This is a genomic window from Streptomyces specialis, assembly GCF_001493375.1.
Taxonomy (GTDB): domain Bacteria; phylum Actinomycetota; class Actinomycetes; order Streptomycetales; family Streptomycetaceae; genus Streptomyces; species Streptomyces specialis.
In genome coordinates, this window is the sequence record NZ_LN929896.1 from 448211 (window position 1) to 469505 (window position 21295).

Consider the following 21295-nt stretch of genomic DNA (forward strand, 5'->3'; position numbering starts at 1 on the left):
GTCGGCGGGGCACTCCACCCACCGGTCAGCCGATCCTGCGGTGCACGTTCTTCCTGCCGGAGGGGCCGGGCGGGCTTTCGGCGATCCAGGGGCCTTCCGTGGAGGCGTCGAGGACGCCCTCCTCCAGCCAGGTGTGGCGCCCTTCGAGCAGGGCGGCGACGACGCCGTGGTCGGTCTCGTCCGTGTTCCGCCACAGGTGGTGGAAGAGGTCGTCCACCCGGAGGCGGGCCTGGCGGCAGAACGCGTCGGCCAGCTCGTACGCCTCCCGGCCGCGCTCCGATCCGCGGCGCAGGCGCTCGGCGTGGACGCAGGCGGCGGCCATGGCGAACAGCCCGGCGCCGATGTCCACGACGCGGCCGAGGAAGACCTGCTTGGCCTCCAGTCGCCCCTGCCAGCGGGACATGCCGTAGAAGGTGGCGCGGGCCAGCCGGCGGCAGGACCGCTCGGTCCAGCGCAGGTGCGCGGAGAGGTCGGGGTGGCGGGAGATGTGGAAGTCGCCGTAGGCCAGGGGGAGCTGGCCGCGCCCGGTGGCCAGGGAGGGCAGCCAGCGGGTGTAGAAGGCGCCGGCCGCGGTGGCGGCTTTCCGCTTCTCGGTGAAGCTGGCGTCCGGGTCGACGAGGGCCCCGGCGACCCGGAGGTGGGTGTCGACGGCCTCCCGGGCGATCAGCAGGTGCATGATCTCCGTCGAGCCCTCGAAGACGCGGTTGATGCGCAGATCGCGCAGGAGCTGCTCGGCGGGGACGCCGCGCTCGCCGCGGGCCGCGAGGGAGTCGGCGGTCTCGAAGCCGCGTCCGCCGCGGATCTGGACCAGGTCGTCGGCGACGCGCCAGGCCATCTCGCTCGCGTAGAGCTTGGCGAGGGCGGCCTCGATGCGGATGTCGTGGCGGTCCTCGTCGGCCAGCTCGCCGGTCAGCTCCAGGACGGCTTCGAGGGCGAACGTGGTGGCGGCGATGAAGGAGAGCTTGGCGCCGACCGCCTCGTGCTCGGCGATGGGCCTGCCCCACTGGACGCGGGCCGCCGACCACTCGCGGGCGATGCGCAGCGACCACTTCCCGGCGCCGACGCACATCGCGGGCAGCGAGAGGCGGCCGGTGTTGAGGGTGGTCAGGGCGATCTTCAGGCCGGCGCCCTCGGCGCCGATCCGGTGCGCGGCGGGGACGCGGACCCGCTCGAAGCGGGTGACGCCGTTCTCCAGGCCGCGCAGGCCCATGAAGGCGTTGCGGTGCTCGACCGTGATGCCCGGCGAGTCGGCCTCGACGACGAAGGCGGTGACGCCCCGGCCGGGCACGTCGGCCATGACGACCAGCAGCTCGGCGATGACGCCGTTGGTCGTCCACAGCTTCACGCCGTCCAGCACATACGCGTCGCCGTCGCGGACGGCGGTGGTGGCCAGGCGGGCCGGGTCGGAGCCGACGTCGGGCTCGGTGAGCAGGAAGGCGGAGATGGCCCCGGCGGCGCAGCGCGGCAGGAACGTCCGCTTCTGCCGGTCGGTGCCGAACAGCGTCACCGGCTGGGGGACGCCGATGGACTGGTGGGCGGAGAGCAGGGCGGCGACCGCGGGGCTGGCGGAGGAGACGAGCGCGAGGGCCCGGTTGTAGTGGACGTGGCTCAGGCCGAGGCCGCCGTACGCGGTCGCGATCTTCATGCCGAACGCGCCCAGCTCGCGCAGCCCGGCGATCACCTCGTCGGGGACGCGGGCGTCCCGCTCGATGGCGGCGCCGTCGATGCCGGTGACGCAGAAGGCGCGGAGCCGGTCGAGGAACCGCTCGCCCACCCGGGCGGCGTCCTCGTCGGGGACCGGCCTGGGGTGGATCAGATCGAGCCGGAACCGGCCGAGGAAGAGCTCCTTGGCGAAGCTCGGCCTGTGCCACTCCTGGTCCCTGGCGGCCTCGGCGACCCGGCGGGCCTCGCGCTCGGAGACGGTCATGTCGCTCACCTCGCCCGGATGAGAACTACTGGTGCGTATGTACCCATTCTCGGCAGCGGGGAACCGGAATCCGAAGCAGTTCGACACATATCCGGACACAGAGCGTCGCCCGGCCCGACGGCGGGTGCCACCGCGCGGACACGGGCCGTTCCGGGGCGCGTAGGATTCCGGCGCCATGAGAACGTACGGCTTTCTGCTCATCCCCTCGCACCACCGCGGGTACGCCAGGTTCGCCTCCGCGCTGGCCCGCGCGGAGCTGCTGGTCCTCAACGACACCGTCCTGGGCGGGCGGCTCACGGACGTGGGCGGGACGACGCTCGGCGGGGTGCCGTATCTGACGTTCCGGGCGCCGGAGCTGACCGGGGACGATCTGCGGTACCTGGCGAACCTGTCGGCGCTGTACGCGGTCTTCGAGATCGCGGACGGCCGGCTGACGCCCCTCGACGTGCCACGCCTGGACAAGTTCGGCGGCGATCTGATCACCGCCCAGAGGTACCCGGGCAAGACCGATGAGGACTTCACCAAGCTGCTGCTGAACGTCACCGCGATGGCCTGCGACACCCCCGAGCGGCTGCTGGACGGCGGGCTGCGCGTGCTGGACCCGCTGTGCGGCCGGGGCACCACCCTCAACCAGGCGGTGATGTACGGCCTGGACGCGGCGGGGGTGGAGCGGGACGCCAAGAGCTTCGAGGCGTACGGCAACTTCCTGCGCCACTGGCTGAAGGACAGCCGGATCAAGCACCAGGCCGCGACCACCACGGTCCGCCGCGACCGCAGGGCGCTGGGGCGCCGTCTCCACGTGACGCTCGGCGAGTCGAAGGAGTCGTACAAGAAGGGCGAGGCGATCGAGCTGACCATGATCCACGCCGACACGGCGGCGTGCGGCGACTTCTTCCGCCCGGCGTCGTTCGACCTGATCGTGACCGACGCGCCCCACGGCGGCGCCTCGCGGGGGGAGACGTCCCGCGGTCCGCTGGGCCTGCTCTCGACGGCCCTGCCGGTCTGGGCCCGGCTGCTGCGGCCGGGCGGCGCGATCGGGATCGCGTGGAACGCGCAGGCGGCGCCGCGCGAGGAGCTGGCCGCGCTGCTCGCCGGGCAGGGGCTGGAGGTGCGGGAGGACGAGCCGTACCGGGGCTTCCGGCACCGCGTCGACCACGCGGTCCTGCGGGACGTGGTGGTGGCCCGCCGGCCGGCGGACTGACCGGCCGCCGGTCGCTCAGTCCGCCGGCCGCAGCAGCCCGCGCTGGTAGGCGCGCACGAGGGGGCGCGGGACCCGGTGCTCGCGCCCGTCGATGACGACGGGCACGAGGTCGGGCGGGGTCGCCTTCCACTGGGCCCTGCGGTGGCGGGTGTTGCTGCGGGACATCTTGCGCTTGGGAACGGCCATGCCGCGCAGCCTATATGAAAACGGTTCTCGTTTGCACCCCAGCCCGGGGGGCCGTCCCCTAGAGGTCGAGCCCGGTGAGCACCATCACGCGCTCATAGGTGTAGTCCTCCATCGCGAACCGCACGCCCTCGCGTCCGACGCCCGAGTCCTTGACGCCGCCGTAAGGCATCTGGTCCGCGCGGTAGGACGGGACGTCGCCGACCACCACGCCGCCGACCTCCAGGGCCCGGTGGGCGCGGAAGGCCGCGCGCAGGTCGTGGGTGAACAGGCCCGCCTGGAGGCCGAACTTCGAGGCGTTGGCCGCGGCGAACGCCTCCTCCTCGCCGTCCACCCGGGTCACCGTCAGGACCGGGCCGAAGACCTCCTCCCGGGAGACCTTCGCGTCGGCCGGTACATCCGCCAGGACGGTCGGCGCGAAGGTCGCGCCGTCCCGGGTGCCGCCGGTGAGGACCTTCGCGCCGGCCTCGGTCGCCTCGCGCACCCAGGACTCCACGCGCCGCGCGGCGCCCTCGTCGATCAGCGGGCCGACGTCGGTGGCGTCGTCGGACGGGTCGCCGGTCACCAGGGCCTCCACGGCGGCGACGATCCGCGGCACCAGCCGGTCGTGGACGGCGGCGTCGGCGATGACGCGCTGCACGGAGATGCAGGACTGGCCGGCCTGGTAGTTGGAGAACGTGGCGATGCGCCCGGCCGCGTGGTCCAGGTCGGCGTCGGAGGCGTAGTCGGCCAGCACGACGGCCGCGCCGTTGCCGCCCAGCTCCAGCGTGACGCGCTTGCGCGGCACCGCGTCGCGGATCGACCAGCCGACCGGGACGGAGCCGGTGAACGAGATCACCGGCAGCCGCGGGTCGGCCACCAGCGGCTCCATGGCCTCGTTGGGCACCGGCAGCACGCTCCAGGCCCCGGCGGGCAGGTCGGTCCCGGCCAGCAGTTCGCCGAGGAGCAGCGCGCTGAGCGGGGTGGCGGGGGCCGGCTTGAGGATGAGGGGAACGCCGGCGGCCAGCGCGGGGGCGATCTTGTGGGCGCAGAGGTTGAGGGGGAAGTTGAACGGCGCGATGCCGAGAACCGGGCCGTAGGGGAACCGGCGGGTGAGCGCCAGCCGGCCGGCGCCGCCCGCGTCGGCGTCCAGCCGCTGGGCCGTGCCGCCGTTGAAGCGGCGGGCCTCGTCGGCGGCCCAGCGGAAGACGGAGACGCAGCGGGACACCCCCCGCCGCGCCCACTTCACGGGCTTCCCGTTCTCCGCGCTGATCAGCCGGGCGATCTCCTCGGCGCGCTCGCCGAGCCCGCGGACCACATGGTCGAGGGCCGCGGCCCGGACGTGCGCGGGCGTGGCGGCGAACTCGGCCGTGACGGCCGCCGCCGCGGCGACGGCCTCCTCGGTCTGCGCGGCGGTCGGCACGGCGGCCGGGCCGACGACGCCGCCGTCCCCCGGCGACGTGACCTCCAGGGTGCGCTCGCCGGTCGCCGCCCGGCCGGCGGGCCAGAACGGGTGGGATGTCGCTGTGCTCATCGCGGGGTGCCGCCCTTCTCGCTGCTGTCGTGTCCCGCTTCCCACCGTAGGGGGTGGCGGCGGCGCGGGTCCTTGTCCGGCCCGTCGGAGCGGGCCGCCCGCGTACGCCGTTCCGGCGGGGCCGGGGCTACGCGGGACGGTCGGGCGTGGCGGTGGCCTTCAGCGCCAGCCACAGCTCCATCCGGACGTCCGGGTCGTCCAGCGAGCGGTCGAGGATCTCCTCCACGCGCCGCATCCGGTAGCGCAGCGTGTGGCGGTGGACCCCGAGGTCGGCCGCCGCCGCGTCCCACTGGCCGTGGCGGGCCAGCCAGGCGCGCAGGGAGACGACGAGATCGCCGCGGCCGTGCTCGTCGTGCTCGCGCAGCGCCCGCAGCATCCCGTCCGCGAACGCCCGCACCGCGTCGTCCGCCAGCAGCGCGACCACGGAGCCGGTGCCGACGTCGTCGTGCTCCACCAGCGTCCGGCCTCGCTTACGGGCCACCAGCGCCGCCTGCCTGGCCCGCTGGTACGCCGCGTCCGCCGACGCCGGACCGGTCGGCGCGGACATGCCCAGGGCGAGGCCCTCGGCGCGGGAACGCGGCTCCTCCCGGGCGTACGCCAGGCACGCCGCCACCACCGCGCCGCCGTCCGCCGCCACGATGCCCAGCCCGTCGCCGCCCGCCGCCGTCAGCACCGACTCCCCGGCGCGCGCCGCCGCCGACTCCACCGTCGTCGTCAGCGCCTCCAGCGCCTTCGCGTCGGCCCCGGGCGCAGCGACCAGCAGCCGCAGCGGCGCGTCCAGCAGGCCGCCGAACAACTGCCCGGCGACCGCGCGGGCGTGGTCCGGCTCGCCGCTGAGCAGCATCCGCAGCACCGCTCCGCCGAGCCTGGCGTCCGCCGCCCGGTACGCGCTGGACCGCTCGGTGAGCAGGGTGAGCACGGCGACGGCCGACTGCACCGCGTACCGCTCGGCCGTACCGGGCGCCGCGCTCGTGCCGATGGCCAGCACGGCCCTGGGCGCGGAGCCGCTGCCCACGGTCTGGAGCTCCACCCGGTCGTCCTCGGGCGCGGTCGCGCAGACGACGGCGGCGGGCGCCGGGCGGTCGGCGAGGCGCCGCACCTCGGCGGCCAGCTTCGCGGCCCGCCGCCCGGCCCAGCCGGGGGCGGCGGCGGTGACGGCGCCGGTCAGGTCGTAGAGCGCGGCCCAGCCACCCACCTGGGTGGCGAGCCGTTCGACCAGCGCGTCCTGGCCGCCCGCCGACAGCGCCGCCGAGGTCAGCTCCCGCTGGGCGGCGAACCCGGCGGTGACCGCCCGGTACTGCTCGGCGGCTATCGCGGCCGAGACCGCCTTGCTGATGGCCATGAACGGCGTCCGGCGCGGCACTTCCAGCAGCGGCAGCCCGGCGTCCCGGACGGCGGCCAGCAGCGCGGGCGGCACCCGCGGATGGTTCACGCCGACGCCGAAGCCGAGCCCCACGACCCCGGCGGTGACCAGCCGCGCGACGTACGCCCGCATCTCCGCCTCGTCGTGGACGGGCAGCTTCACGCCGGTCACCAGGAGCAGTTCGCCGCCGTCCAGCCAGGGCGCGGGGTCGGCCAGCTCACTCGCGTGCGCCCAGCGCACTTCGGCGTCGAGCCGGTCCTCGCCCGCGAGCACGCCGAGTTTCAGCGCGGAGTGCTGGACGAGCGTCGCGAGAGTCGGCCGCATGAGTCACCTTGTGAAGAGCCGGGACGACACGTGTCCTCACCGTACAGCGGAGGTGTCCCGCCGCCGATGGCGCCCGTGGCATATGCGGTGGGTATCGGCCATAACCCCGGGCTTCGCCGGTCAGCCCAACCGCACCAGGACGGGCGGTCCTGGCTCGCCCGCGACGGTGGTGAGCGAGAGCACCGCGTGGCGCGGGGGCACACGATGGGCCAGCTCGGACGCCGACCAGCGCTCCCGTTCGACCCGGCGCACGGTGACGGACTCGGTGGTGGTGTCCCGGCCGGTGAAGACTTTCCGGATTCCGCGCACTGTGCGCTTCATCACACCACCGCTGCGGTCGGGGGTGCGGGTGACGTCCTGGTCCTCTCTCCACTCCGTGCCCCACGCCCGCGCGAAATGCTCGGCGTCCCAGGTGGTGATGCCGGAGAACGCCATCCGGCAGCCGACCGCGCCCAGCAGCCCGGCGCGCAGCTCGGGCGGAACGTCGTCCAGCGTGCGCAGCGCCAGGACGGCCCCCGCGTTGGCCGGACGGAGATGGGTCAGCCCGCGCACCGTGCCGGCGGTGATGGCGGCGGTGGCGTCGTCCAGCACCAGGCACGCGAAGAGCGAACGGTCGGGCCGCGCGGTGACCGCCGCCGTGAACTGGGCGAGCAGCAGCCGGGTGATGATCCGGCCCGCCTCGGCGTGCCCGGTGGCGGGCAGGTCCACGCGGACCCGCAGCGGGTGGACGAGGGAGTTGAGGGAGAACGCCCGCGCGGTGTGCGAGAACCCGGCGCGGTCCAGCAGGGCGAGCCGGTCCGCCAGGTGCGGCCCGAGGTCGTCGGGCCGCTGCGCCTGCCGCGCCCGCGCGTCCAGCTCGCGCTCCTGGCCGACGGCGCCCGCCAGCCGGAGGTCCTCGCGCAGCGTGGCCAGCAGGGCCGGGGCGCCGTCGAGCATGGCGCGCAGCTCGGGCACGCCGGGCAGCCGGCCGTACGCCGCCTGGTAGGGGCCGATGAGCTGGACCAGGACGGCCGCCGCCTCGCGCGGGTCGGTGCGCGAGCCGCCCACCAGCGCCTCGGCCACCAGCGTGGCGGCCTCGTCGGTGTCGGTGGCGCCGCCGTAGAGGTCGAGCTGGTGGGTGCCGTCCGGGTGGCCGACGCGGACGATGACGTCGAAGGCGTGGTCGGGGCCCAGCGCGCTGCTGGCGGTGCCGACCGCGACCACGGCCGCCTGGCCGGTGAGCGCGTGCAGGCACAGGGCCTCGGTGACGGGCCGGATGACGCGGCCGGTCTTGCCGGAGCCGGGCGGCCCCACGGCCAGCAGGGAGGTGCCGAGCACGGCCGGGTCGAGGGCGACGTCCTCGCCCCGGTACTCGTACGGGTTCCGCTCCTCGTCGGGGGCGTGGCCGATGCGGACCTGACGGGTCAGCAGGTCGTGCTGGGCGGCCCTGACCGGCAGGTCGCGGGCGCCGGGGGGGGGGACGAACGCGGCGGCCCCGGGGGCGCGGGCCGCCGCGGCGAACGCGGGCAGCGCGGTCGGCCGGGCCCTGACGGCCTGCCAGGCGTGGGTGATCCGGGCGTAGTCGAGGTCGCCCATGCGTCCGCCGCGCACCTCGTCGGCGAGCCGGTCGGCGGCCCCGTCCGCGCCGGCGGCACGCAGCTCGGTGAAGTCCGTCAGCCGGGCCAGCTCGGCGCGGTCCCGGACCGTCGCGGCGCCGCCGCGCCGGTGTGGCGGGGCGACGGGGTAGCGCCGGGCGACGGCCCGCCAGCCGCCGAGCGCGCCGAAGACGGCGAGCAGCAGCGCCGTGTAGATCACGTAGTAGAGGTTGTAGGTGACGGTGTACGCGGTGGTGTCGCCGTCCTCCCACCAGGAGTCGGGGACGACGGCGTAGAGCGGTTCGAGCCAGAACTCCCATATGCCCCCGAAGCTCAGCCGCCACGCGGCGTACCCGGCGAGCAGGGCAGCCGTGGCCCGGACGGTGTCGCGGCGGCTCATCGGCTCGATGTCCGCGCGCCCGCAGACCAGGCGCAGCACGGCGGGCCGCCAGCGGCGCCAGAGCCGGGGCGCGTTGCCGACGCGGCCGAAGAACCAGGCGAGCAGGCAGGCGAACAGCAGGTTGTACAGGTCCAGCAGGGTGGGGCCGACCGCCGAGGAGCCCCAGGAATCGGCGCCCAGCCAGTCGAGCGGCCAGCCCACCATGTCCAGATAGCCGTTGTGGTAGAAGGACCAGATCAGCCAGCCGGCCAGCAGCGCCAGCAGCGCGCCGCCGTGCAGCTCGCGGTCGCCGAGGCGGTCGGGGTCCTCCGGCGGTTTCGGCACGTGGCCCGCCCGCCAGACTCCGGGCCTGGCCGCCGGACGCGGTGTGTGCAACCAGCGTACGAGCGGCGGGCCTTCGGCCTCCGGGGGCTGCCGGGGAGCCGGGGGTGTGCCGGTGGGCCGCGTGGCGGGCCGGGCGCCCTCACGTGTCTCCCGCGCGTCCCGCGCGCCATTGGTGCTCATGCGGTGCCAAGCCCCCTGCTCACGCCATCGGCCGACTGAAGCCTCGGCGGTCAAATCTAGTGCAGGGCGCACCCGGCCGGGCCCGTCCGGACGGAGCCGCTCGCCGCCGGCGCTCGCCGGACCCCGCGGCGGCCCGTACTCCATACCGGCCACAAGGTCGCGGCGAACACTCCACGACGGCTCGTCCCGGACGGCCGGGGACGGCCCTAGCCTGCGGGTGAGCGACCGTACCAGCCCCCTCGCCCCAGGAGCGCCTCATGAGTGCCACGCCAGGACCGTCCGGAGGCCCGTCCCTCCCCCAGGAGCGCCGGCTCGTCACCGAGATCCCCGGACCGGTGTCGCGGGAGCTGATGGAACGGAAGCTGGCCACCGTCGCGGCCGGGGTGGGGTCCGTGCTGCCGGTGTTCGCGCGGCGGGCCGGGGGCGGCATCGCCGAGGACGTGGACGGCAACGCGCTCATCGACTTCGGCTCCGGCATCGCCGTCACCGGCGTGGGCAACAGCGCCGACGCGGGGGTCCGCCGGGCCGCGGAGCAGCTCGGACGCTTCACGCACACCTGCGCGATGGTCACGCCCTACGAGGGCTACGTCGAGGTCTGCGAGGAGCTGGCCCGGCTCACCCCGGGGGACCACGCGAAGAAGTCGGTCCTGGTCAACTCCGGCGCCGAGGCCGTCGAGAACGCGGTGAAGATCGCCCGCTACCACACCGGGCGGCAGGCGGTGGTGGTGTTCGAGCACGGCTATCACGGCCGGACCAACCTCACGATGGCGCTGACCGCGAAGAACATGCCGTACAAGCACGGCTTCGGCCCGTTCGCGCCCGAGATCCACCGGGTGCCCGTGGCCTACCCGTTCCGCTGGCTGACCGGCCCCGGGAACTGCGCCGAGGAGGCCGCCGCCCTCGTCGCGGACCGGATCACCAAGGAGATCGGCGTCGCGAACACCGCGGCGATCGTGATCGAACCGGTGCTGGGCGAGGGCGGGTTCATCGTCCCGGCGCGGGGCTTCCTGCCGCGCCTGGCCGCGTTCGCGAAGGAGCACGGCATCGTCCTGGTCGCCGACGAGATCCAGACCGGCTTCTGCCGCACCGGACACTGGTTCGCCTGCGAGGACGAGGGCATCGTCCCGGACCTGATCACCACCGCGAAGGGCATCGCGGGCGGGCTGCCGCTGGCCGCCGTGACCGGGCGGGCCGAGATCATGGACGCGGTGCACGCGGGCGGCCTCGGCGGCACGTACGGCGGCAACCCCGTCGCCTGTGCCGCCGCCCTCGGCGCGATCGAGACGATGCGCGACCTCGACCTGCCCGCCCGGGCCCGCCGGATCGAGGAGATCGCGAAGCCGCGGCTGCTGGCGATGGCCGCGAGGCACCCGGTCATCGGCGAGGTGCGCGGACGCGGCGCGATGCTCGCCGCCGAACTGGTCAGGCCCGGTACCAAGGAGCCGGACCCGGCGACCACGGCGGCCGTCGCCGCCGCCTGCCACCGCGAGGGCCTGATCGGGCTCACCGCCGGCACCTACGGCAACGTGCTGCGTTTCCTTCCGCCGCTGGTCATCGGCGAGGACCTGCTGACGGAGGGCCTCGACATCCTGGAGGACGCCCTGACCGGGCTGTGAGCGCACCACTCGCTCACCCGAACGAACCGATGCCGAACCAGGCTTGCCAGCTATATAACAGCGTTCTATATTCGCATTACGTCGATCTATTACTTCAGGGCACTGTTCCACTGGAGGTCGCGATGATCAGGACGACACCTGGGTCCCGACGGGATCCGCACCACACGCCGGCGTCGGCGCGCGGGAACGCGGTGGTGATCGGGGGCGGCATGGGCGGCCTGCTGGCGGCCCGGGTACTTCTCGATCACTTCGACCGGGTCACCGTGCTCGACCGGGACCGTTTCCCGGAGTCGCCGACGCACCGGTCCGGGGTGCCGCAGTCGCACCACGCGCATGGCCTGCTGCTGCGCGGCCGGGAGATCGTCGAGAAGCTGTTCCCGGGGATCGAGGAGGACCTGCGGGCGGCCGGGGCGACCGTCGAATGCGACCGCGTGCCGTTCCAGGTGGTGTCGCCCTTCGGGCCGCTGCCGCTCAAGCCGGTCAACGCCGAGTTCACGGTCCACAGCCGGTTCCTGCTGGAGTGGCAGATCCGCGAGCGGTTGGCCGCGCACTCCCGGCTGCGGCTGCTGGGGGGAACGGAGGCGGTGGGCCTGGACACCGGCGGCCCGGCGGCCCGGCCGGGCTCCGGGCGGGTCACCGGTGTGCGGGTGCGTCATCGCGGCGCGGGCGTCGGCGCCACCTCCGTGCTCGCCGCCGATCTGGTGGTCGACGCGAGCGGGCGCGGCTCCAAGGCGCCGGACTGGTTGCGGGAGCTGGGCTACGGCGAGGTGGCCGAGGAGACCATCACCTCCGGCATCGGCTACGCGTCGCGTTTCTACGCCAAACCCGACGGATTTCCCGGCGACTGGTCCGGGATCGTGATCAACGGCCGGGCCCCCGACAACCCCCGGAGCGGGCTGGTGCTGGGCATCGAGAAGGACCAGTGGCACGTCACCCTCGGCGGTTTCGCCGGCGCCGCGCCGCCCACCGACGAGGCGGGGTTCCTGCGGTGGGCCCGCGACCTGCCTGATCCGACGGTCTACGAGTGCGTCCGGATCGCCCGTCCGCTGACCCCGATCCGGGGCCATCGCACGCTCGTCAACCGGCTGCGCCACTTCGAGCGGCTGGCCGGATGGCCGTCCGGTTTCGTGACAACCGCCGACGCGGTGTGCGCGTTCAACCCGATCTACGGCCAGGGCATGACCGTGGCCGCCACCGACGCGCTGGTCCTGGACGCATGCCTGCGGGACCACGCCGACCCGTCGCGCGGCGGCGTCCGGCCGGGCTTCGAGCGGGAGTTCCAGCGCCGGCTCGCCAAGAACGTCGCGACCGCGTGGATGGTGGCCGGCAGCGAGGACCTGCGCTGGCCGGGGATCGCCCTGCACGGGGCGCGACCACGGCGCGGCGGACGAGCCGTGCGGCGCTGGATCGATCTGGTGCTGCGCGCGGCCGTGGCCGACCCGTACCTCTCCGAGAGGTACTTCGACCTGATCATGATGATGGCGTCACCGGCCACGCTGTTCGGCCCCCGGGTGCCGGTGCGGGTCGCCCGGGCGGCGCTCGCGGGACGGCTCGGCGTCCCCAGCCAGGAATTCGGCCTGACGGACGCCTCGCTGGCGGCCGTCCGCGCCTTGCCCGACGCTCACCCCGAGACCGGCGGTGGGCCGACGCCGGGGCCGGTGGTGCCGGGGCAACACGGAGCCGTCACGTGACATCGCTGCCGTGGCCGGCCTCGCCAGGACCGGCGACATGTCCGTTCCCGTCGACCGACGGCGGCGTGGTTGCATGGCCGCATGCCATCGCTTCCGTCGCCCGCCTCGTCCCGGACACCGCCCCTCCGCCCCCGGGGGCGGAGGTGAGCCGCGGGCGGACCTCGGCGCTGGTGGTCCGCGAGGCGCTGCTGCGGGCGGCCCGTGAGCTGCTCGACGAGCGCGGCCCCTCGGGGCTGGCGATCCGGGACATCGCCGCGCGCGCCGCGGTGGCCCCGATGGGGGTGTACAACCGGTTCGGTTCCAAGGACGGCATCCTCAACGCGCTGCTCGAACAAGGGTTCGCCGAACTCGCGGCTGCGGTCACGGTCCGGCCCGATGCCGCCGATCCCCTCGGCGCGATCACCGCCGGAGTGGGCAACTACCGCGCGTTCGCGCTGGCCAACCCCGCGATGTACCGGTTGATGTTCGACCGGTCGATCGCGGGGTTCGAGCCGTCCGCGGAGGTCCGCATGATGGCGCACGCGGCGTTCGAGCGACTGATCGACGCGGTCCGGCTCGCCATCGCGACCGGGCACCTGCGGCCCGGTGACCCCGAAGAGATCGCCCAGCGGATCTGGGCGGGGTGCCACGGCGCGACCAGTCTGGAGCTGCGCGGTATCGCGTTCGTCACCGACTACGACGCCCACTACGCCGCGCTCGTCCGGACCCTGTTGCGCGGACTCGCCACCCACCCCGACCCCGAGAGCGAGTGAGCCGATGGCCACGATCAACCGAGCCGGGCTGGAGTTCGACATCACCGAGAGCGGGCCCGCCGCCGGTGAGCCCGTGGTGCTGCTGCACGGGTTCCCCCAGCACGCCGACTGCTGGGACGCGCTGACCCCGCTGCTCACGGCGCACGGCTACCGCGTCCTGGCGATGAACCAGCGCGGTTACAGCCCGAGCGCCAGCCCGCGCGGACGCCTCGCCTACCGGATGGAAGAGCTCGTGGCCGACGTCGTCGCCCTGATCGACGCCCGGACCGGCGGTGGCCCGGCGCATGTGGTCGGCCACGACTGGGGCGCGGCGGTGGCCTGGGCCCTGACCGCCGCCCACCCCGAGCGGGTGGCCAGCCTGACCGCCCTGTCCGTGCCGCACCCTTCCGCGTTCCTGACGTCGATGTTCACCAGCGTGCAGGGGCTGAAGTCCTGGTACATGTACGCCTTCCAACTGCCGTGGCTGCCCGAACGGCTGCTGCTCGTCGACCCGGTCCGGACGCTGATCCGGTTGGGTCTGTCCCCGGAGCAGGCCCGGCGGGACGCGGCCTGGTTCTCCGGCCCGGAAGCGCTGCGCACCGCGATCAACTGGTACCGGGCCATGCCACTGGTCAACCCGCGTGCCGCCCGCACGCCGGTACGCCGTCCGACGTTGTTCGTGTGGTCCGACGGCGACGTGGCCATCTCCCGGCAGGCGGCGCGGCGCTGCGCCCGCCATGTCCAGGGGCCCTACACCTTTGTGACGTTGGCCGGGGTGAGCCACTGGATCCCCGACCAGGCCCCCGGCGAGCTCGCCGAGCTGTTGGTGCCGCACCTGAAGCTGTGGCCCGCCACCGCCCGATGAGCGGGCGCGCACCCACGGCGAGCGGCGCCGGCCGGACCGGCGAACGTGATTCCTCCCCGCCGTCCCACAGCCCATGAAGAACGTGCGGGGATGTGATGCGGATCCGCGGCGGGCCCCTCCGGCCCGGCCGGTCCCGCAGTACGGTCGAGGCGGAAGCGAGAGCAGCCAGACTCCCGTTACTCCATGACGGACCGGATCCGCCCGCCCCACACCCCCCGGGGCGTGCGGCCGTCCGGCCGGCGAACCACTTGACTGCCCCGGAGCTCTCCCCCACTGCTCCGGGGCAGTCAATCGTTCACCGGCGCCCGCCCGGTCAGTCGCCGCCCGACCGCGGGATACCGGCCGCCGCCTCGTGCATCGCCATCTCCAGCACGGCCGTGTCCGTCAGCAGCCCCGAGCCGTCCGGCGGGACCAGCCAGCGCACCCCGTGCGCCGTGCGGGTCGGATGCGGCACCACGATCCAACTGCCGCGCCCCCCCGCGCGGATCCCCGCGCCGAGCCAGCGGCCCGCCGTGCCGGGCGGCACGAAGAATCCCCCCCGCGCGCTCCCGTGGTCCGCCAGCACCGGACCCGGCCGGTCGATCAGCCGGGCCAGCACGTCGAAGGTGGGATGTCCCAGCTCGCCGGAGAGGATCAGCACATCCCATAACCGCCCGGCGGGCAGCAGGGCCACCCCCATCGGGTGCCGCTCCCACTCCCAGCGGCACGCCTCCGGGTCCGGCGCCGCCGACGCCAGCCACTCCATCGCCGTCCTGGTCCCGCCCATGCCGCTCATGCCGCGCCTCCTCGCCCCCCCGGCCCGGGGTCCGGGCCGGTCGGGTCACGTGGTAGGAGGGCGAACTCGGCGCATTCTTACGCCACTTCACGTCATTTCGCGGTGAACTTCCGCGTGCGGCGGCGCGTCAGGCGTCGAGCCCGCCCGATCCGCCGCCACCGCCGTCACCACTGCCACCGTTGTCACCGGCGCCACCACCGCTGGGCAGGTCCAGCTCCCAGTACGCGGTCTCGTGGTCGTCGCCCGGCCGGAGGTCCAGGGCGAGGATCTCCGCGTGCCCACCCGGGCACGCGATCCGGTGACCGGCCGCCGTCGTCTCCCCCGGCCGCAGCACACCGGTCAGCCGCTGCTCGGGCTCGACGCCGTCGCCCGGGACCGCCTCGCCGTCACAGGCGGCGGTCAGCCGGGAGCCGTCCAGGGCGATGTCCTCGTCGCCCTCGTTGGCGAGGCGCAGCCGCACCGAGTAGCCGCCGTCGGCGTTCACCGACGGCGCGTCGGCCACCACCACCAGGCCGTCGTCGAAGGCGACCTGGTCGCCGGTGTCCGCCAGGAAGTCGGCCCCCGCCGCGGACACCACGGGAACCGGCGCGAGGGCCCAGACGAAGAGGAGCACGGTGAGCACCGCGGAGACGGCGGCCGAGCCCACGCCGGTCCACAGACCGCCCCGCGCCACACCGCCGTTGGTGGCCTCGCGCCGGCGTGCGCGCCGGAGGCCGACGACACCGAAGATCACCGCGAGGACGCCGAGGACGAGCGTGACCACGCTGAGGATGAAGGTCCAGCAGAGCGCGGCGGCGACGACCCCGAGCACCAGCGACGACGTGCCCATGCCGTTGCGCGGCATCGGCGGGTACGGGACCGGCGGGTACGGCGCCGCCCACCCCGGCGGGTACCCGGCGGGCCCCCCGGGGTGGGCCGGGTATCCGTACGGCTGCGGCGGCACCGGGGCCACCGGCCCGGCAGGCGGTGGGGGCGCGACCGCGGCGGCGCTCGCGTCCGGCGGACGGAACGGGTTGTACGGCTGCTCTGCGGCCACAGCACCTCCATATCTTCAGGGTGCTCACCCTACGGGCCGCCCGCCCGCCGGGGACCCCCGCCTACGATGAGCTGGCATGCCACCGACGCCGGAGGGCCCGTTGTCCGACCTGACCGAGTTCATCGCCGGCCTGCCCAAGGCCGAACTGCACGTCCACCACGTGGGATCCGCCTCCCCCCGCATCGTCGCCGAGCTGGCCGCCCGGCACCCGGACTCCCCGGTGCCCAAGGACCCCGAGGAGGTGGCCGCGTTCTTCACCTTCCGGGACTTCGCCCACTTCGTCGAGGTCTACATCGCGGTCGTCTCGCTCATCAAGGACGCCGAGGACGTGCGGCTGCTGACCTACGAGGTCGCCCGCGACATGGCCCGGCAGAACATCCGCTACGCCGAGCTGACCGTCACCCCGCACACGTCGGTGATGCGCGGCATCCCCGACGTCGCCTTCATGGAGGCCATCGAGGACGCCAGGACCGGCGCCGAGCGCGACCTGGGCGTCGTGCTGCGCTGGTGCTTCGACATCCCCGGCGAGCTGGGCCTCCCGGCGGCCGAGGAGACCGCGCGGCTCGCGTGCGACCTGCGGCCGGACGGGCTGGTGGCGTTCGGCCTGGGCGGGCCCGAGATCGGCTGGCCCCGCCCGCAGTTCAAGCCGTACTTCGACCGGGCCATCGCGGAGGGGCTGCACAGCGTCCCGCACGCGGGCGAGACCACCGGACCCCAGACGATCTGGGACGCCCTGCGGGAGCTGCGCGCCGAGCGCGTCGGGCACGGCACGAGCGCGGTCCGCGACCCGGAGCTGCTGGCGTACCTGGCCGAGCACCGGATTCCGCTGGAGGTCTGCCCCACCTCCAACGTCGCCACCCGGGCGGTGCCCTCGCTGGAGGAGCACCCGCTGCGGCAGATGGTGGACGCCGGGGTGCTGGTGACGATCAACAGCGACGACCCGCCCATGTTCGGCACCGACCTCAACACCGAGTACGGCGTCGCCGCGCGCCTGCTGGGCCTGGACGCGGCCGGGGTGGCGGCGCTGGCGAAGAACGCCGTCGACGTCTCCTTCATGGACGCGGCCGGCAAGGCCCGGCTCGCGGCGGAGATCGACGCCCACCTGGCCACGTGGCCGGGGTGATCGCGGTCGCCCACCGCGGCGACCCGTACCGGGTCCGGGAGAACACCCTGGCGTCCTTCCGGTCCGCCATCGCCGCCGGGGCCGACGCCGTCGAGCTGGACGTCCGCCTCTCGGCCGACGGCGTGCCGGTGGTGGTGCACGACGCCACGCTGAAGCGGCTGTGGGGTCACGACCTGCCGGTGGCGTCGCTGACGGCCCGCCGCATCGCGGAGCTGACGGGCGGCGGCGTCCCGACGCTGGCCGAGGCGCTGGCGGTGACGGCGCCGGTGCGGACGCTGATCGACCTGCCGGAGCGGGCCTCGGCGACCGCGCTGGCGGCGATGGCCGTGGTCCGCGAGACCGGCACGGGGGCGCGGGTCTGGTACTGCGGGGACGTCGCCGCGCTGCGCGCGGTGCGGGCGGCCGACGCGGCGGCGGAGATCGCCCTCACCTGGAAGCGCGCCGCGCGTCCGCGCGACGCGCTGCTGGCCGAGGTGCGGCCCCGCTGGCTCAACTACCGCTTCGGGCTCATCACCCGCGAGACGGTGGAACGCGCGCGGGCCGACGGCTACCGGGTCGCCGCGTGGACGGCGGACAGCCGCCGCACGATGCGGCGGCTGCTGGCCCTCGGCGTCACGGCGATCACCACCAACCGCGTCGCGGTCCTCCGCTCGGTGCTGGGCGCGACCGGCCGCTGAGCACGGCGCCCGGCGCGGGACGCCGGGCGCCGCCGCGGGTCACAGCGCGGTCATCACATGCTTGACGCGGGTGTAGTCGTCCAGACCGTAGGCCGAGAGGTCCTTGCCGTACCCGGACTTCTTGAAGCCGCCGTGCGGCATCTCCGCGACCAGCGGGATGTGGGTGTTGATCCAGACGCAGCCGAACTCCAGGGCCCGCGACATGTGCATGGCCCGCGCGTGGTCCGTGGTCCACACCGACGACGCCAGCCCGTACTCCACGTCGTTGGCGTACGCCAGGGCCTGTGCCTCGTCGGTGAACTTCTGCACGGTGATCACCGGTCCGAAGACCTCCCGCTGCACGATCTCGTCGTCCTGGCGGCAGCCGGTGACCACGGTCGGCGCGTAGAAGAACCCGCGCTCGCCCACCCGGTGGCCGCCCGTGACGACCGTGGCGTGGGACGGGAGGCGGTCGATGAAGGCGGTGACCCTGGCGAGGTGCGCGGGGCTGTTCAGCGGGCCGTAGAAACAGTCGGGGTCCGTGACGTCGCCCGTCCTCACCTCCTGGGCCGCCTTGGTGAGCGCGGCCACGAAGTCGTCGTGGACCGACTCGTGGACCAGCACCCGGGTGGCGGCCGTGCAGTCCTGCCCGGCGTTGAAGAAGCCCGCGTCGCGGATGCCCTCGACGGCCGCCTTGAGGTCGGCGTCCTCGAAGACGACGCAGGGTGCCTTGCCGCCCAGCTCCAGGTGGACCCGCTTGAGGTCCTTCGCGGCACTGGCCGCCACCTCGGTGCCGGCCCGCACGGAGCCGGTGATCGAGACCATGGCGGGGGTGGGGTGCTCCACCATCAGCCGCCCGGTGTCCCGGTCGCCGCAGACCACGTTGAGGACGCCGGGCGGCAGGATGTCGCCCAGCAGCCCGGCGACGAAGGCGGTCGACGCCGGGGTGGTGTCGGACGGCTTGAGCACGACCGTGTTGCCCGCGGCCAGCGCCGGGGCGAACTTCCACACCGCCATCATCACCGGGTAGTTCCACGGGGTGACCTGCGCGCAGACACCGATCGCCTCGCGCCGCACGAACGAGGTCATCCCCTCCATGTACTCCCCCGCCGACTTCCCCTCCAGCATCCGCGCGGCCCCGGCGAAGAACCGGATCTGGTCGAGCATCGGCGGCAGCTCCTCCTGCCGGGTCAGCTCCAGCGGCTTGCCGGTGTTCTCGCACTCGACGGCCAGCAGCTCGTCCGCGTGCTTCTCGAACGCGTCCGCGACGCGCAGCAGCGCCATCTGCCGGGCGGCGGGCGTGGTGTCGCGCCAGGCCGGGAAGGCAGCGGCGGCGGCGGCCATCGCGGCGTCCACGTCGGCCGCGCCGGACAGCGGCGCCGTGGCGAACGCCAGCCCGGTCACCGGGTCCACCACATCGGTGGTCCGCCCGTCGGCGGCGTCCCGGAACTCCCCGTCGATGTAGTTGCGCACACGGCGCGGTTCGGTCGTCACGGCACCCTCCTGCCTTCCCGGCCCGACCCCTGTCGGGCCTCCCAGCCTATGCCCCACCCCGGTCACACCACACTGCCACAGCCAGCAGATCCTTCCGCGCCACACCGGAACACGAAGGAAAAACAGCTTGCTTTTCCCCATCAGAAGGGAAATCTTTCGCCAGCCCAGGCCCCCGGTGCACCGTTCGGAGGATTCTGCGGACAACCCGCCGAGTCGCCGTCCGGGCCCCGCGGGGCTGTGTCAGCGTGCGGAGGAGTCCGTGACCGATTCCCCGGCCGTTCGTTCACCCGGCCGGGGGAGTCAGAACCGCTACGAGCGGAGGTGCCGGAGACATGGCCCCACCCGACAACGACGTCCTCTGGGCACGCGGTGTGCACTACGCCCACCACGGCTCGCCCGCGCTGCTCGGAGTCTGCCTCGGCGTCCGCCAGGGCGAGATCCTCGCCGTCACCGGACCGCGCGGCTGCGGCAAGAGCACGCTCCTCGGCTGCCTGTCCGGGCAGCTCGTGCCCGCCGAGGGCGAGGTCTGGTTCAACAGCATGCCCGTCCACACCCTCACCCCCACCTCGCGGGAGCGGCTGCGCCGCGACCGCTTCGGCTGGGTGGGCGACACCCCGCAGCTCCTGCCCGAGCTGACCGCCTGGGAGAACGCCGCGCTGCCGCTGCTGCTGGCCGGCACCGGCCACCGCAAGGCCCGCCGGACCGCGATGGAGTGGCTCGACCGGCTCGACGTCGGGGACTGCGCCCGCAAACGGCCCACCGCGCTGCTCCAGTCCCAGCGGCAGCGGGTCGCGATCGCGCGGGCGCTGGTGCACCAGCCCGACGTGCTGTTCGCGGACGAGCCGACCGCGCCGCTGCACCGCGCCGACCGGGCGCAGGTGCTGCGGACCCTGACCACGGCGGGCCGCTCGCACAGCATCACCGTGGTCATCGCGACGCACGACCCCGAGGTCGCCACCCTGGCCGACCGGACGGTCCACCTCCTCGACGGCCGCGCGTCCGGCGCGCCCCACACAGCCACATGCTCGCTCTCCGCCTAGCCCGCGGCGCGGACCCGACGGCGCTGTGCCGCAGACTGCTCCTCGTCTGCGCGGCGGCCGGCGTCGGGTTCCTGCTGCTCAGCGCCCTCGCCTACGCCGTCGGCCACCCGGGCGAAGGCCGCTCGGCGGCGCTCCGCCTGGCCTGGTGCGCCGTGCCCCTGGCCGCGAACGTCCAGCTCGCCATCGCCGTCGCCCGGGCGGACCCGGCCACGCGGCCCGCCTCGGGCCTCGACATGGCGGGGCTCGGCCCGGCGCGCGTCCCGGTGCTCGCCGCGATGTCCACGGCCCTGGCGGGAACGGTGGGCAGCGGCCTGGCGCTGCTGCTCTTCCTGCACCTGCGGGGCGACCTGATCGGGCTGCCGTTCGGCGGTGCCGCGGCCGGGACGCTCGGGGCGGGCCGTTCGCTGCCGCTGGGTGCCGCGCTGACCCTGCTGGCCGTCGCGCCCGCCGCCGCCGCGGCCGGGGGCTCGCCCGCTCCTTTTACACATCTGCCGCTGCCGCCGAGGGGACTGGTGCAGAACTTGTCTGCAGCCGTATCTCCCGACCGAAATACGAGTCTGCAGCCGGACCGGCGCATAGTCGCTCGCTACGGTTGCTAGAGTAGCGGTACCGCACGTGTATCGGACTGTCCTCTACGTCCACAGCTTCTGATGAGTATAAGATACAGGGCCTGCCCTGGGGCACCGCCCTGATCACCGGGGGCATCGCGCTCAGCGCCTACGCCGGGAACGACGCGGCGGCCTCCGCCCCCGCGCCCGACGGCTGGCTGCCGCTTCCGGGCGCGCTGGGCGGTGTCACCGCGGGCGTGGTCGCCGGCTGGCTGCTGATCGCGGCCGGGATCGTGCTGGCCGCGCCGGGCCTGGTCCACCTGTGCGGGCGGCTGCTGTCCGGCGGCAGGCCGGGCGTGCTGCGGCTGCTGGCCGGGCGGGCGCTCCAGGAGGAGGCGCGCCGGGTCGGCCGCCCGCTGGGCGCCCTGGTCGCCGCGTCGGCCGCGCTGCTGGCGGCGCGGGAGCTGGACGGGCTGGACGGGTTCGGCCCGCTCGGCGCCCTCGGCGCCGCCGTGGTGCTGGCCTGCGCGCTGGGAACGGTGGCGACCGTCGCCGACGAGGGACGGGCGGCCCGCCGGACGGCGACCGCCGCCCTGTCGAGGCTCGGCGCCCCGCGCACGCTGCTCCGCGGCGCGGCCGTGCTGCGGGCCACGGTGCTGGTGTCGGTGCTGGCACCGGTGACCTGGCTGGCCGCCTACCTGATCGCCCTGCCGGCCGGGCACTGACCCCGC

General features: G+C 74.7%; 16 protein-coding genes and 2 pseudogenes. 10 read left to right on the plus strand and 8 right to left on the minus strand.

Annotated elements, in window-relative coordinates; all coding sequences use genetic code 11:
* Positions 1-25: 25 nt before the first annotated feature.
* On the minus strand, positions 26-1927 hold the full coding sequence (locus tag BN2279_RS20185; RefSeq protein ID WP_059011637.1) for an acyl-CoA dehydrogenase family protein: 1902 nt from the start codon (positions 1925-1927) through the stop codon (positions 26-28).
* A gap of 175 nt (positions 1928-2102) precedes the next feature.
* Between BN2279_RS20185 and BN2279_RS20190 the strand changes: the two genes are divergently transcribed.
* Positions 2103-3128, plus strand: coding sequence for a TRM11 family SAM-dependent methyltransferase (locus BN2279_RS20190; RefSeq protein ID WP_059011639.1), 1026 nt, complete (start codon positions 2103-2105; stop codon positions 3126-3128).
* Between the two features lie 15 nt (positions 3129-3143).
* On the opposite strand, the gene rpmF is transcribed toward BN2279_RS20190, so the two are convergent.
* The 4 genes from rpmF to BN2279_RS20210 all read right to left on the minus strand — a co-directional run bounded on the left by rpmF (position 3144) and on the right by BN2279_RS20210 (position 8809).
* Positions 3144-3314, minus strand: coding sequence for a 50S ribosomal protein L32 (gene rpmF, locus BN2279_RS20195; protein ID WP_059011641.1), 171 nt, complete (start codon positions 3312-3314; stop codon positions 3144-3146).
* Between the two features lie 58 nt (positions 3315-3372).
* Positions 3373-4824 carry an aldehyde dehydrogenase family protein gene (locus BN2279_RS20200; protein ID WP_059011643.1) on the minus strand — a complete coding sequence of 484 codons (1452 nt, stop codon included), beginning with the start codon at positions 4822-4824 and terminating at the stop codon, positions 3373-3375.
* Between the two features lie 127 nt (positions 4825-4951).
* Positions 4952-6511, minus strand: coding sequence for a PucR family transcriptional regulator (locus BN2279_RS20205; RefSeq protein ID WP_059011645.1), 1560 nt, complete (start codon positions 6509-6511; stop codon positions 4952-4954).
* A gap of 120 nt (positions 6512-6631) precedes the next feature.
* Positions 6632-8809: an ATP-binding protein gene (locus BN2279_RS20210; protein WP_234348018.1), complete on the minus strand. Its 2178-nt coding sequence runs from the start codon at positions 8807-8809 to the stop codon at positions 6632-6634.
* A gap of 437 nt (positions 8810-9246) precedes the next feature.
* Between BN2279_RS20210 and gabT the strand changes: the two genes are divergently transcribed.
* The 4 genes from gabT to BN2279_RS20230 all read left to right on the plus strand — a co-directional run bounded on the left by gabT (position 9247) and on the right by BN2279_RS20230 (position 13892).
* Positions 9247-10605, plus strand: a complete 1359-nt coding sequence (gene gabT, locus BN2279_RS20215) for a 4-aminobutyrate--2-oxoglutarate transaminase (RefSeq protein ID WP_059011649.1) — start codon at positions 9247-9249, stop codon at positions 10603-10605.
* 191 nt (positions 10606-10796) lie between these two features.
* On the plus strand, positions 10797-12296 hold the full coding sequence (locus tag BN2279_RS20220) for an FAD-dependent oxidoreductase (RefSeq protein WP_059011652.1): 1500 nt from the start codon (positions 10797-10799) through the stop codon (positions 12294-12296).
* A 143-nt stretch (positions 12297-12439) separates the two neighbouring features.
* Positions 12440-13048, plus strand: coding sequence for a TetR/AcrR family transcriptional regulator (locus BN2279_RS20225; protein ID WP_059011653.1), 609 nt, complete (start codon positions 12440-12442; stop codon positions 13046-13048).
* Positions 13049-13052: 4 nt separating this feature from the next.
* Positions 13053-13892: an alpha/beta fold hydrolase gene (locus BN2279_RS20230; RefSeq protein WP_059011654.1), complete on the plus strand. Its 840-nt coding sequence runs from the start codon at positions 13053-13055 to the stop codon at positions 13890-13892.
* A 313-nt stretch (positions 13893-14205) separates the two neighbouring features.
* On the opposite strand, the gene BN2279_RS20235 is transcribed toward BN2279_RS20230, so the two are convergent.
* Positions 14206-14658, minus strand: coding sequence for a hypothetical protein (locus tag BN2279_RS20235; protein WP_059012596.1), 453 nt, complete (start codon positions 14656-14658; stop codon positions 14206-14208).
* 136 nt (positions 14659-14794) lie between these two features.
* Positions 14795-15703: a DUF4190 domain-containing protein gene (locus tag BN2279_RS28730; protein ID WP_059011656.1), complete on the minus strand. Its 909-nt coding sequence runs from the start codon at positions 15701-15703 to the stop codon at positions 14795-14797.
* Between the two features lie 100 nt (positions 15704-15803).
* Here BN2279_RS28730 and BN2279_RS20245 point away from each other — a divergent pair, with 100 nt between their 5' ends.
* Positions 15804-16826: an adenosine deaminase gene (locus BN2279_RS20245; protein ID WP_059012598.1), complete on the plus strand. Its 1023-nt coding sequence runs from the start codon at positions 15804-15806 to the stop codon at positions 16824-16826.
* A complete protein-coding gene (locus tag BN2279_RS20250; protein WP_059011658.1) occupies positions 16814-17503 on the plus strand; it encodes a glycerophosphodiester phosphodiesterase in 690 nt (229 codons plus the stop codon). The genes BN2279_RS20245 and BN2279_RS20250 overlap by 13 nt, the downstream gene beginning before the upstream one ends.
* A 39-nt stretch (positions 17504-17542) precedes the next feature.
* Here the strand turns inward: BN2279_RS20250 and BN2279_RS20255 are convergent, their stop codons facing one another.
* Entirely contained in the window at positions 17543-18976 is a 1434-nt protein-coding gene (locus BN2279_RS20255; protein WP_059011660.1) for a gamma-aminobutyraldehyde dehydrogenase, read from the minus strand.
* Between the two features lie 416 nt (positions 18977-19392).
* Here BN2279_RS20255 and BN2279_RS20260 point away from each other — a divergent pair.
* The 3 genes and pseudogenes from BN2279_RS20260 to BN2279_RS31565 all read left to right on the plus strand — a co-directional run.
* Positions 19393-20016, plus strand: a pseudogene (locus BN2279_RS20260) (ABC transporter ATP-binding protein); the annotation flags it as partial.
* Positions 19998-20525 (plus strand): annotated as a pseudogene (locus BN2279_RS31560) (hypothetical protein); the annotation flags it as partial. The pseudogenes BN2279_RS20260 and BN2279_RS31560, both read left to right, overlap by 19 nt.
* A 296-nt stretch (positions 20526-20821) precedes the next feature.
* Positions 20822-21289 (plus strand): hypothetical protein, encoded by a 468-nt coding sequence (locus tag BN2279_RS31565; RefSeq protein WP_059011664.1) that lies wholly within the window; start codon positions 20822-20824, stop codon positions 21287-21289.
* The last annotated feature ends 6 nt before the right edge of the window (positions 21290-21295 follow it).